This window comes from Winogradskyella rapida (assembly GCF_042675845.1).
GTDB classification, from domain to species: Bacteria; Bacteroidota; Bacteroidia; order Flavobacteriales; family Flavobacteriaceae; genus Winogradskyella; species Winogradskyella rapida.
This window is the reverse complement of sequence record NZ_JBHTKM010000040.1, coordinates 1-12,041: the sequence shown is the minus strand read 5'-3', so window position 1 is coordinate 12,041 and position 12,041 is coordinate 1. Positions and strand designations below refer to the sequence as shown.

Genomic DNA, 12,041 nt, shown 5'->3' with positions numbered 1-12,041 from the left:
TATCTATTAAAAATTTAAATATTTATTTACTAAATTGGCTTATTAAAAACCCGAAGGAATAGCTTTTTAAATCCCTTACTATTCATATATTTAACCGTTGGCAACAATATCCAAGCTGAACGCAAAAAGAATGGAAAAGAAATTAAAACAAAGTATTCTGACTTCTTATCTGATTGGAGCACCAATAGGAATTTTAACTATTGTTGCTACGATTGGGATTCCGCTGTTATTAACTGGAGAAGGACTTTTGACAATTGCTATTATCGGAACTTACAGAATTTCTACAATTGGACTTGTGGTTGCATTTCTAATTGCTCTTTGGATTGGTGGAGAATTAGCATATCGAAATATTAAAAGTGGAAAATCATTGCTTCTTACTTCCTTTAAATATTCAACCGTTGTGAATTTAATAATCTGGACAACTTTTTGTCTGATTGTCGGACTAACTGTAACTGAAGAAAGATTTTTGATGGTGATTCCACCGATTATCGCATTTGTTGTTTGCACAATTCTGACAACATTTTCTATCGGACTTTTAATAGCTTATGTAATTAAACGAATAAACAATAAACCGACTGAATTTCAAAATAGTTCTGTAATAAATATGGAAACTGAATAAAGATGTATAATCGAAGAATATTATTAATTAAAATGACAAGCGTAATATTATTATTGCTAATTTCTTGTTCGTCTTCAAAACAATCTAAAACAAAAGAGGAAAATTATTGCAATGAAAATTTAGTTTTTAAGAAGGAGTTCTTCAAGAATATTGAAAATGTTGAGAACCTAATTTATAAAGTTCAAGGCGAATCATTAAAAAATTCATTAAAATTTATTGGAAAATATACTCACGTTTCTTTCGAATCTATGTCGAATTACGCTAGAACTTATCCATCCGGAATATTTGAAAGAGATAAAAAAGTGTGGTTGGAATGGTATGAAAAAAACAAATGTAAAAACATGGAATTTAAAGAATAGAAATCAAAATACTGTTGCCAACACCGTGTATAATTAATTGCTAGGTTCCTCCCTACTTGTGAATATTCCTGCGGAATATTCACGGGTTCGTAAATGTTTGTTAACTTAGTTGCTTAACCACGCAACTAACCATACACAAACACGTTGGCAACAAGCTAAAAACATTACGTAAAAAATGAACCGAATAACAAAAAGCTTAATTCTATTTCTAATTTTAGTGAGCATTTCTTGCGATAAAAAGAAACCCGAAAAAACGTATTTAGCAAACTATATTGACTCATTGAAAACGGAATATTCGCTAACCGAGAATCCTCTTTTAGTAATTGATGGAGTTGCAGCTCATTATGAATCGATGAATGACGGATGGTTTTTAATAAAAGAAGAAGATATTTCCAGCCTCAAATATATTAAAAAAAGAGAAACTAAAATATATGGAAGTAAAGATATTAATGGTGTTGTTTTATTAACAACAATGTTAAGTGAAAGACAAAGAGCAAATACGAAATCGGAAAAGAAAACTATTTATGTTCTTGATGGAGAAATAATATCTTTAGCTGAATACAAAAAAATCGACCAAAGTAAAGTAATCGGAACAGCAACAATAACGGAACAGAGCGCAATAAAGGAATTTACATCTGACAAATATGATGAACTGATTTACGTGATGACAAAAATGCCGACAGAATAAATAAAAGCCAGTTGCCAACAACGTGTATAATTAATTGCTTTGGCAAGTGCTTATTTGGAAAATTCCTTCGGAATTTTCTCGCGTTCGTTTTTGTTTACTAAATTAGTTGCTGAAACACGCAACTAACCATACACAAAACCGTTAGCTGTAATTTGAACCAACTTTATGGTAGAAAAAAAAGACATCGAAAAATTAATTATTCAGAACAAAAAAAGTACTCTTAAAAATCATTGGAATGATTCATTTTTCTATAATACAACTAAATATAGCGGAGAAATAAAACAAAATGAAATCCTTATCTGGAGGTCATCACAATTTTTGAGGAGTGTTTATCCAATTTTCCATCTGACTTTTGACCAAAACAATAAATTGAACGGAATAAAAACAGAAAAAAATCCTTATCATAAACTTCTGAATAAAGCATCAACTGGATTTTTTATTTTGCTTGTTTTAGTTTTATTAATCACAACGAAATTAGAAATAGCTGTCGTTGGAATTATTGGAATTTCTCTAATTGGAACTTTATTGCATTTAGTTGTGTCCAAATCAAAAAAATATGAAACAAAACTTTTAACCGACGAACTTAAAGAATCCATAGAAAATATAGAGCAAACAAATAATCCTGAATTGATTAACAAACCCAAAACGGAATTAAAGAAAGAAAACATTAAAGAATGGACTTTTACGAAGATTTTGACAAGACTTCTTCTCTACCCTTTTTGCTTAATCCTTTTATGGTTTTCGATAACTGGATTTTTACCTGAAGGAAAAACATTATATGGAATATTTGGTATAATTGTCGCTTTAGCTTATCCAATTGCTGATATATTATTAATAATAGGAAAAAATAAAAACTACAGCTAACACCGTGTATAATTAATTGCTAGGTTCTTCCTTACTTGCGAAAATTCCTGCGGAATTTTCACGGGTTCGTTAAAGTTTGCTAACTTAGTTGCCTAACCACGCAACTAACCATACACAAACACGTTGCCATCCATTTGAGAAAAACGATTTACATATTAATATTTTTAGGAATTGGAATTAATTTCTGCTTTTCTCAAACTGAATCTGAAAAACGATTTGGATTGACCGAATTTGACTCAAAAAAACACGACCGAATTTATCGCGTTCAAATTGAGGATTACCAAAATGTAGAATTGATTGATTTCAAAAATGGAGAATTTAACGGAACTCTTACTCATTCGGTTTGGACTACGAATAGAAAGGAAATTAGAAAAGATAGCATAATTCAAAAAATTGCGATTCCGAATTCTATGGCGGAAAAACTGATTTCGGAACTGAATAACAACGGATTTGGAAATCTAAAAGACTGTAACGAAGTCGAAAACTGTATTAGCGGATTAGATGGAACAACTACTTTTTTTAAAGCAATTAAAGATGGAGAAATAAATACTGCATCTTATTGGGAATTAGAATCTGACTATTATTACAATCAAAATAAAGTAAAACTACCAACTGAAATTATAAAAGCAAGAAAACTAATTTCGATAATCAACAAAGAATTTGATTTGAAAGAACAATTTCAGAACTTTTTAAACCGACTTCCGATTGGACGTTATTCTTACAGTACGCTGATAATGAAAAAAGGATAAAAAACGTATGGCAACACCGTGTATAATTAATTGCTTTGTTCTTCCCTACTTGCGAAAATTCCTGCGGAATTTTCACGGGTTCGTAAAAGTTTGCTAACTTAGTTGCTTAACCACGCAACTAACCATACACAAAAACGTTGTACACAAGCTGAAAAAAGAGCCAACCACACGTTCAAGCACATTTCATTTTGCTCGTTCCTCACAAAATAAAAAGAGCTTTCTCTTCCCCACCGCCACCCAAATGAAAATATTTTTAAAAATGTAAATATTATTAGTAATAAGTTAATATATTTGCGTAAAACACAAATAAATTGGCTAAAGTGGAAATCAACAGAATTAAAGTTGCTCTTGCCGAAACCAGGAGAAAGAACAAATGGTTAGCAGAACAAATAGGTAAAGATGAATCTACTGTTTCTCAATGGTGTACAAATGCACGACAACCATCTTTAGAGAATTTGCTTAGAGTTGCAAATGCTTTAGAAATAGATATCAGAGAGTTACTTTATTCAACTAATAATTCTGAGAGTTAATATGAGCGAAAAGAAAACATATATTGACCTATTTGCAGGTTGTGGTGGACTTTCACTCGGACTTTATAATTCTGGCTTATGGAAAGGTTTATTTGCTATTGAAAAGAGTCCTGACGCATTTGAAACTTTTAACCATAATTTAATTGAAAAAAATAATCATTTCGATTGGCCAAATTGGTTACCAAAATCTAACCACGATATAAATGCAATAATCAAAAACTATCCTAATGAGCTTAAATCTTTAAGAGGTAAAATTGATATGGTCGCTGGTGGACCACCTTGCCAAGGTTTTTCGACTGCTGGAAAAAGAAATGAAAATGATTTACGAAATAAATTAATCAAATCTTATATAAAGTTTATTCGTCAAGTACAACCAAAAGTTATCTTTTTTGAAAATGTAAAAGGTTTTACTCAAAAGTTTGATAAAAATAAAATCCAAGGAAAAGTGTATTCTGAATATGTAAAGAGTGCACTAGAATACACTCCAAAAGACGGAAAATATTTAGGCTACAAGGTAGAAGGTCGTTTAGTTGATTTTTCGGAATATGGTGTTCCGCAAAAAAGAACACGTTTCATCTTAGTAGGAATTAGAAAAGATATCGCAAAAAATACAAACCCGACAGTTTTTTTTGATTCAATAAGAAGCGAAAGAGAAAAATTCCTAGTAAACAAAGGTATTGGTCTAACAAATAGTTTGGAAGATGCAATATCTGACTTATTAAGAGTTAATGAAACAATATCACCTGACACAGCTTCTTTTAAGGCAGGTTTATACAACAAACCTAAATCAGAATATCAAAAATTATTAAAAGGAAACTATTCAGAAAAAATACCTGATAGTCATAGATTCGCAAAACACAATCCTTCTACAATTGAAAAGTTTAAATATATACTTGAAAATGCAGATAAAAACAAAACACTATCAGACGAAATAAAAGAAAAGTTTAACCTTAAAAAAAGAACTATAATTCCATTATCTGGAACTACTCCTACTCCAACCATTACAACTTTACCAGATGATTATGTGCATTATTGTGAACCTAGAATTTTTACAGTTCGAGAGTATGCAAGAATACAATCATTTAACGATTGGTATGAATTTAAAGGAAAATATACTACAGGAGGAAAAAGAAGAACACAAGAAGTTCCTAGATATTCACAAATCGGAAATGCTATTCCTCCTTTATTTGGGGAACAAAGTGGATTAGTTTTAAACAAACTAATTAGCAAATGACAAATCCAAACGAATTACATTTTAAAACGAATGTTCAGTTAAAAAGTATAATTGGTAAAGACCTTATCAATGATGACAACATTGCAATTCTTGAATTGGTAAAAAATTCTTTTGATGCAGATGCAAAAAGAGTTAATGTAACTTATTTCAACCTTAAGGATAATGATGACGAGCTTATACAATCATTTTCGGAAAAAACATCAAGATTAGTTATTAAAGATGATGGCTTAGGTATGGATTTAAAGGACATTCAAGATAAATGGTTGAACATAGCCTATTCTGAAAAAAAATCAAACAAAACACAACATAATAGAAGAATGGCTGGAGCCAAAGGAGTTGGAAGGTTTTCTTGCGATCGCCTTGGCGAATATCTAAATCTATATGCGAAAACAAAAGATGATAAAAAATATATAAAACTTAGTATAGATTGGAAACTTTTCGAAATTGAAGATGAAGAAAAGGAAATTCAATCTATTCCCTTAAGATTTGAGTACCTATCAAATAATGAAATTGAAAACCTTGGTTACAAAGCCTTTGAAAATGGTGTGCTACTGGAGGTTATAAAACTAAGAAGTTCTTGGGCTTATCCAATTAAGGACAAAAACGGAAATACCATAAAATGGGACACAGAAAAATTCGTTGATTTAAAAAAATATTTAGAAAAACTCATCAATCCTAATCAAGCATTCCAAGATGATGATTTTGGAATTTACTTAAATGCACCTGAATTTCGAGAAGAAAATGATTTGAGAAATGATTATGAAAAATTTATAGGTAAAATTGAGAATCAAATTTTTGAAAAACTTAATTTTAAATCAACGAGTATAGAGTCTGAAATTCAAGAAGGAGGAAAAGTAATCTATACTGAATTAAAAGATAAAGGGAATACTATTTTTTGGATTAAAGAAAAAAATCAATACTACCCATACATTAAAGACGCCAAGCTTAAAATTTATTATTTAAACCCATACGCCAAAGCTTTTTTTACTAGGCAAACAGGAATTCAATCTGTTAATTATGGCTCCGTTTTTTTATTTATTAATGGCTTTAGAATTCCTCCTTACGGTGATGTTGGTGATGATTGGCTGGCTTTAGATCAAAGAAAAGCTCAAGGACACAGTAGATATTTGGGTTCCAGGGATTTAATAGGACACATTGAATTAAATGACGAGAATAATGATTTTCAAATTATCTCGAGTAGAGAAGGGATTGTTAAGAATGAAAATTATATTAAACTAACCTCAAAGGAGAGAAATGAAAGTTTTTATTTTAAAAGTCATAGAAGATTAGAAAAATATGTTGTTGACGGTCTTAATTGGGATAGTGCTATTTATGATGGTAAAAATAAAGAAGAAGCTAAACTTCTCAAAGAATTAGAACAAAAAATAGTTGAAGGCGGAATTACGGAATCTGAGTTAGTTTATCGTGAAGGCAAAGAAGTCAAACAAAATAGAGTGTACAATGCTATTCACTCTATAATTTCTGCAAAAGCCGGTGAAGTAATTGAATTGTATATCAATGAAAATTTAATTACGCAAAAGATTGAAGAAGAAAGGTTAAAGTCCGAAAGAGAATTTCAACAGTTAATTGAAGATTTTGATAATAAAAAAATTGACTCAGAAACTTTAAGTCGAATTTTACAACGTAAGGCTGAACAAAATTTCGAATTAGAAAAACAACTCAAAGAATTTGATAAATATTCAACCAATGAAGCTACTACAAAAGCAATTCTAGAGTTACAGAATTATAAAAAAACAGTTGAAGAACAAACTATTCTAGTAGAAAAACTTCAATATGAATTAGATGATTTAAAAAATCAAAAACAGAGTGCTGAAAAGACTGCTAAAGAATATAAAGATAAAGCTGATAAAGCTGAAGTAGATTTATCAATTGAAAAAGAAAAAAACCTATACCTTCTTGCAACAAGAAGAACTCTAAGTCCAGATGCAGATGGGCTAATTCATACTATAAAAATTAATAATATCGAAATAAGGGATGGTATTGAGAATGTAATTGACGATTTAATAGAAGATGATTTCGATATAAACAACCTGATTGAAAGACTAGGTTTTTTAAAACTCAATGCCGAACGCTCATTAAAAATGTCCGAGTTTGTTACTAGATCAGACCTTAAAGAAGATATCGAAAAAAAAGACGTTGATTTAGTGTCATATATTCAGGAATATATTTCATTATATGGAGAAACATTTTCTGATAAAATATCATTTGAATTTAAAGTTAACAACTCATACCTAAACAAAAATATTAGTGTCTTGAATTTATCAATCATACTTGATAATCTAATAAGCAATTCTATCAAATGGGGAGCAGAAAATATTCTGATTGAGTTTAATAACACAAGCGATAAACAATTAGAATTTGTTTTTTCGGATGATGGTGATGGTTTATCTGATAAGTTTTTAGACAAACACGAACGCATTTTTGAGCTTTCTGTACGTGAAATTCCTTCAAACGGTATGAATGGGTCTGGTATAGGATTATTTTACACAAAGAATCTTTTAAATGATATGAATTCTGAAATCGACTTTATAGGTAATAACTTAAAATTATCTGGAGCATCTTTTAAACTTATTTTCAATACAATATGAGTGTAGTACGGTTATTTTACATAGATGATAATAAGATAAATTCTCAAATAGATAATCTCAGGAAAAAACTAAAAAATGTTGGTTTTGACCTTGATGAAACTTTTTTGGATTTAAGTAACGATCATTATAAGAAAAGAGATGAATCTACTGGAAAAGTGATATTAGATAAGGCCAAAATTCAATCTTATGTTAATGACAATTATATGAATGATAATTTTGATATAGTTGCATCAGATTATGATTTTAAAGACCCAAATTTAGATGGCTTCGAATTACTTAAATGGATTAAAAACGAATGTACTTCAAAAAAATATAGATTAAGACGAGCAAAGTTTTGTCTTTATTCATCTGAACAAGATAAAGTTGCAAAAACATTTGACACTCCAAAAAAAGTAAAAAGCTTGATAAAGTTAAAAATTGATGAATTTATAGATAGGGATAGGATACCTGAAGAGTTAACAAAACTGACTGTTGCCCCTAAAGAAATATATAAACATAAAGATCACCTGATAAAATTTTTAGAAAAATACCCAGACTTAGTTTTTAACAGTGTCTATCCAAAGTTTAAAGGAAAAAAACTTTCAGAGATAGCACACGAAATTGATAAAGATTTGCCGAATGGTATTGATTTCCAGAAAAATTTGGTTGAACTAACTATAGCTCATTTAGTTGACTTAAATAAATTTGAGGATTGATGATTACAGTTATTATTTCAGTCGACCCTTCAACTAAATTTTTATTTGACATTGTAAAAAGTTTAAAATCTAATTCTATCGAATTTGAATTGATTGAAGTTCATCCTAGAGAAGAATCTTACAATAACTGTCTTGACTCAATAGCCAAACTTCCAGAAAACAGTACCATTTTATTTTTAGGTCACGGACAAGATAACCAAATTTATGGTGGTGAATCACTTGATGACTTCCCAAAACAACCTTTAGTAAAAAGAAATGAAATGGGCATTTTCAAAAAGCAAAATTTATTTTTACTTGCTTGTGATTCCGCAAGCTTAATAAAAAGCTCATTTCGAATTTCTAAAACAAATAAGGCTATAGGATTTGGTCCTTTACCAACAGAAATTGAAGAGGTTCAAAATGATAAAAAACTTGCTAAAGAAGGAATTACATTAGACACTATTGAGCTCTTTAAACAAGCAATTAATGAGACTGTTATATTAAGTTTACTAGAATTCTTTAAAGATGAATCTAAAGACTTTATATTTTTAAAAGATTATTTAAACTTACACTTGAATAAAAGAATCAATAAAGCAATTCTTGAAGAAGATAATAGGAATTTAGCCGATTTATTATTCAATATGAAAAATGATATGGTTATATACTGAGCCAACGCTAGAAGCCATACACATTTGCAATTCGCACTAGCCAACGCTACACAAAAAATTGCAAAAGAGTATGTCTTTTGCCAACGCTAGCAAGTTTGCGGAAAGAAAAGCCAGTGTACAACAATGTATAAAAATAATAGCGGTTTAATGGCTAAAACGAAAGTAAGTAAATACAAAAAAGGTCTGTGTTTACCTGAAAAGTAACTGCGTGAAAACCCGCTACTATTCTTATACTAGACCGTTACCTACAATATTGAAAAAACTACTTCAAATAATAATTCTGACTTTAATCACAGCTTGTGGTTCAACTAAAAACACGACTGACTTAATTGCGGATGAAAAGTTTGAATTATGCTCTGAAATCAAATATAATCGCCTCGTAACCGAAGTTGGACCGATTGAAGGAAAACTGATTTACAAACAAAATATTCATAGTTTATTAGAAAATTCATTAATTCAAGAAAAATATCTGACTGAAATAAGCAAAAAAGGATATACGAAATTATTAAAAAAGGCTAGTCGGAAAGAAATAGAACCTGAGTTTTTTGAAAAATTTAAATCGGATTTAGGATTTGACCCATACTTGTTATTTTTTAACAATTCTCACTTATCTTGTTATGAATACCTATTTGAACAACTGAATGTATTAACTGAAAATAGCTGGCAATATAAATCTGGTTTAGTGACAAATAACAAATCCAAAATTAATGGAGATTTTAAAACTGAAATTGAATATCTAATTTATTTAGTGAATAAAATACCAAAAAGTAAATTTGAATTAATAATATATAGAAAATTATTTTTAGATTATATTTACACAGAATTGAAATAAATATACTGTAGGTAACACCGTGTATAATTAATTGCTAGTTTTAGCTCACTTAGGAAATTCCTTCGGAATTTCGCCGCTCGTGCTTTATTTAGTACATTCACTGCATAAAACACGCAACTAATCATACACAACAACGTTACCACCAATTACCAAAAATGACTGAACAACAAAATGAAATATGGAGGAAAATTCAAAATTTTGAAATTGACGACATAGATTCTTCTTTCAGTTTTACAGATAGATTAGCAAGAGAAAATGATTGGTCAATAGAATATTCGCTGAGAACAATATTGGAATACAAAAAATTTATTTTTCTGATTACTATTTCAGATTTCCCTCAAACACCTTCAGACCAAATTGACCAAGTCTGGCATCTTCATCTACTTTACACGGAATCATATTGGATTGAACTTTGTAAAAACACAATAAATAAAAATATTCATCACGGACCAACAAAAGGCTCAGAGGAAAGAACTTTATTTAAAGAACAGTATTCAAAAACACTTGACTTTTACGAGTCAATATTTAATGAAAAACCACCAAATGACATTTGGGTTGATATTGATACTAGATTTAACGAAATTCACTTTACAAGAGTTAATAGAAAGAGAAATTGGATAATACCTAAACTACGATTTAAAAAGTAATGAAAATACTATCTAAAATAACACCTGCAGAAACAATGCTAATTAAAGATTGTACCTCAGTACAATTGAAAGATTTAATGAAGTTTACTTTTATGGATTTACTTTTAAAAAAAGTAATTGAAATTAAAGAAATAGATAAAAAATCTCATCCTAGAGACAAGTACATTAGAACTTATACATACGTTATTTCAGGTAAAAACTTTAATAAATACCAGCCAAAAAATCACGAATTAATTTATTTGAGTCCATTTATTAAAAGTCCTTCAATTCAAATACTATTTAAGAATTTTATAAAAATGGCTTACGATACTTCAAACGGAAGCTGGAATTTTAAAAAATCAACAAGAAGCAATCGAGAAATCAACCCTTATTTTAAACAATCATTCTTATTAAATTTATTTAGGCTAAATAAACTAACTGACAACGGAAATAAACTAAGGAGAGAAATATCAAACTTTCTAAATGAGATTGATAAAAGTATAGACCATCTGCTTCATAATGATAAAAAGAAAGGATTAGAGTTATTATTGAGAATTGGAGGAAACATTTTCTTATTAAAAAACTTAGATTTTCAACTTTTAAAAACAATCGATAAAGAATTACTAAATCAACAGAAAGTTTTACACAGTGATACTTACGATTCTGATAGCGATTGGTGGTTATATGTTGACTTTTTTGAAGACGATTATATGTTTGATTCATATTTTGATAGTTTTGATGACACTTTAGATTCATTTGATTCTGAATTTGACGCATCTGGTTGCTCTTCTTGTGATAGTGGATGTAGTAGTTGCGGTGGTTGTGGCGGATGTGATTAAAAACTGGTGGTAACACCGTATATAATTTATTGCTGGCTTCTTGCCTACTTGCGAAAGTCCTCGCGGACTTTCTTGGTCGGTAATTATTTACTAAATTAGTTGCTTGAAACACGCAACAAACCATATACAACAACGTTGGCAGTAATTAAAACAATGGGAATCTTTAGTAAGAACAAATATTACATCAAACTTTACGTCAACAAGATTGAGATAAAGGACTTGACAAATGGAAGAACTATAATTGAAAATTCTCAAACTGAATTTAACAATAAACGACTCTTAATTGCGGAGTTTCAAAAAGCTGAAAAGTTCGTGAAATCCGTTTTTAAAAATAATAATTTAAATACTAGAAATTCGATTGGAATTGTTCAACAAAGAGAAATGGTTGACGGAGGACTTTCTGCAGTTGAAAAAAGAGTATTAATTGAATTATTTGAAAGAGCTGGAATCAAAAAACTTTATATTGATAATAGCATTTCTGAATTGACCGAAAAGCAACTAATTGAATATAAATAACTACTGCCAACACCGTATATAATTTATTGCTGGCTTCTCGCCTACTTACGAAAGTCCTCGCGGACTTTCTTGGTCGGTAATTATTTACTAAATTAGTTGCTTAAACCACGCAACAAACCATATACAAACACGTTAGCAGCAAGCAGTCACGTTTTGCTAATGTCTTTCCTAATCAAAGAGTTTTTTATTCCTAGTCACGATTAAATTCTCATCTGGATAATCTAACGTGATAAG

Annotated in this window: 14 protein-coding genes; all 14 read left to right on the top strand. The window is 29.7% G+C overall.

All coding sequences use genetic code 11. The features are described 5' to 3' along the window. The first annotated feature begins 130 nt into the window (after window positions 1-130). A complete protein-coding gene (locus ACFQ13_RS06190; RefSeq protein WP_386115275.1) occupies window positions 131-619 on the top strand; it encodes a hypothetical protein in 489 nt (162 codons plus the stop codon). A 32-nt stretch (window positions 620-651) separates the two neighbouring features. After that, window positions 652-978 (top strand): hypothetical protein, encoded by a 327-nt coding sequence (locus ACFQ13_RS06185; RefSeq protein WP_386115272.1) that lies wholly within the window; start codon window positions 652-654, stop codon window positions 976-978. A 175-nt stretch (window positions 979-1,153) separates the two neighbouring features. Then, a complete protein-coding gene (locus ACFQ13_RS06180; RefSeq protein ID WP_386115269.1) occupies window positions 1,154-1,666 on the top strand; it encodes a hypothetical protein in 513 nt (170 codons plus the stop codon). 165 nt (window positions 1,667-1,831) lie between these two features. Further along, complete coding sequence (locus tag ACFQ13_RS06175; RefSeq protein ID WP_386115266.1) at window positions 1,832-2,530, top strand: hypothetical protein; 699 nt, start codon at window positions 1,832-1,834, stop codon at window positions 2,528-2,530. A gap of 221 nt (window positions 2,531-2,751) precedes the next feature. Further along, a complete protein-coding gene (locus ACFQ13_RS06170; protein ID WP_386115263.1) occupies window positions 2,752-3,279 on the top strand; it encodes a hypothetical protein in 528 nt (175 codons plus the stop codon). Window positions 3,280-3,599: 320 nt separating this feature from the next. Then, complete coding sequence (locus tag ACFQ13_RS06165; protein ID WP_386115278.1) at window positions 3,600-3,809, top strand: helix-turn-helix transcriptional regulator; 210 nt, start codon at window positions 3,600-3,602, stop codon at window positions 3,807-3,809. A gap of 1 nt (window position 3,810) precedes the next feature. Continuing rightward, window positions 3,811-5,043 carry a DNA cytosine methyltransferase gene (locus tag ACFQ13_RS06160; protein WP_386115261.1) on the top strand — a complete coding sequence of 411 codons (1,233 nt, stop codon included), beginning with the start codon at window positions 3,811-3,813 and terminating at the stop codon, window positions 5,041-5,043. Next, a complete protein-coding gene (locus ACFQ13_RS06155; protein WP_386115259.1) occupies window positions 5,040-7,652 on the top strand; it encodes an ATP-binding protein in 2,613 nt (870 codons plus the stop codon). Before ACFQ13_RS06160 ends, ACFQ13_RS06155 begins: the two co-directional genes overlap by 4 nt. After that, window positions 7,649-8,347: a hypothetical protein gene (locus ACFQ13_RS06150; protein WP_386115256.1), complete on the top strand. Its 699-nt coding sequence runs from the start codon at window positions 7,649-7,651 to the stop codon at window positions 8,345-8,347. Before ACFQ13_RS06155 ends, ACFQ13_RS06150 begins: the two co-directional genes overlap by 4 nt. After that, a complete protein-coding gene (locus ACFQ13_RS06145; protein ID WP_386115253.1) occupies window positions 8,347-8,994 on the top strand; it encodes a hypothetical protein in 648 nt (215 codons plus the stop codon). Before ACFQ13_RS06150 ends, ACFQ13_RS06145 begins: the two co-directional genes overlap by 1 nt. A 253-nt stretch (window positions 8,995-9,247) precedes the next feature. Beyond that, complete coding sequence (locus ACFQ13_RS06140; RefSeq protein WP_386115250.1) at window positions 9,248-9,826, top strand: hypothetical protein; 579 nt, start codon at window positions 9,248-9,250, stop codon at window positions 9,824-9,826. A 155-nt stretch (window positions 9,827-9,981) separates the two neighbouring features. Further along, complete coding sequence (locus ACFQ13_RS06135) at window positions 9,982-10,473, top strand: glycine-rich domain-containing protein (protein WP_282043416.1); 492 nt, start codon at window positions 9,982-9,984, stop codon at window positions 10,471-10,473. Continuing rightward, on the top strand, window positions 10,473-11,291 hold the full coding sequence (locus ACFQ13_RS06130) for a hypothetical protein (protein ID WP_386115247.1): 819 nt from the start codon (window positions 10,473-10,475) through the stop codon (window positions 11,289-11,291). Before ACFQ13_RS06135 ends, ACFQ13_RS06130 begins: the two co-directional genes overlap by 1 nt. Before the next feature lie 153 nt (window positions 11,292-11,444). Then, window positions 11,445-11,807 carry a hypothetical protein gene (locus tag ACFQ13_RS06125; protein WP_386115244.1) on the top strand — a complete coding sequence of 121 codons (363 nt, stop codon included), beginning with the start codon at window positions 11,445-11,447 and terminating at the stop codon, window positions 11,805-11,807. Window positions 11,808-12,041: the final 234 nt, after the last annotated feature.

What these genes read in the sequence shown, in the direction of transcription:
- ACFQ13_RS06190 (WP_386115275.1), top strand. Translation starts at nt 131, where the DNA reads ATGGAAAAGAAATTAAAACAAAGTATTCTGACTTCTTATCTGATTGGA.
- ACFQ13_RS06185 (WP_386115272.1), top strand. Translation starts at nt 652, where the DNA reads ATGACAAGCGTAATATTATTATTGCTAATTTCTTGTTCGTCTTCAAAA.
- ACFQ13_RS06180 (WP_386115269.1), top strand. Translation starts at nt 1,154, where the DNA reads ATGAACCGAATAACAAAAAGCTTAATTCTATTTCTAATTTTAGTGAGC.
- ACFQ13_RS06175 (WP_386115266.1), top strand. Translation starts at nt 1,832, where the DNA reads ATGGTAGAAAAAAAAGACATCGAAAAATTAATTATTCAGAACAAAAAA.
- ACFQ13_RS06160 (WP_386115261.1), top strand. Translation starts at nt 3,811, where the DNA reads ATGAGCGAAAAGAAAACATATATTGACCTATTTGCAGGTTGTGGTGGA.
- ACFQ13_RS06155 (WP_386115259.1), top strand. Translation starts at nt 5,040, where the DNA reads ATGACAAATCCAAACGAATTACATTTTAAAACGAATGTTCAGTTAAAA.
- ACFQ13_RS06150 (WP_386115256.1), top strand. Translation starts at nt 7,649, where the DNA reads ATGAGTGTAGTACGGTTATTTTACATAGATGATAATAAGATAAATTCT.
- ACFQ13_RS06145 (WP_386115253.1), top strand. Translation starts at nt 8,347, where the DNA reads ATGATTACAGTTATTATTTCAGTCGACCCTTCAACTAAATTTTTATTT.
- ACFQ13_RS06135 (WP_282043416.1), top strand. Translation starts at nt 9,982, where the DNA reads ATGACTGAACAACAAAATGAAATATGGAGGAAAATTCAAAATTTTGAA.
- ACFQ13_RS06130 (WP_386115247.1), top strand. Translation starts at nt 10,473, where the DNA reads ATGAAAATACTATCTAAAATAACACCTGCAGAAACAATGCTAATTAAA.
- ACFQ13_RS06125 (WP_386115244.1), top strand. Translation starts at nt 11,445, where the DNA reads ATGGGAATCTTTAGTAAGAACAAATATTACATCAAACTTTACGTCAAC.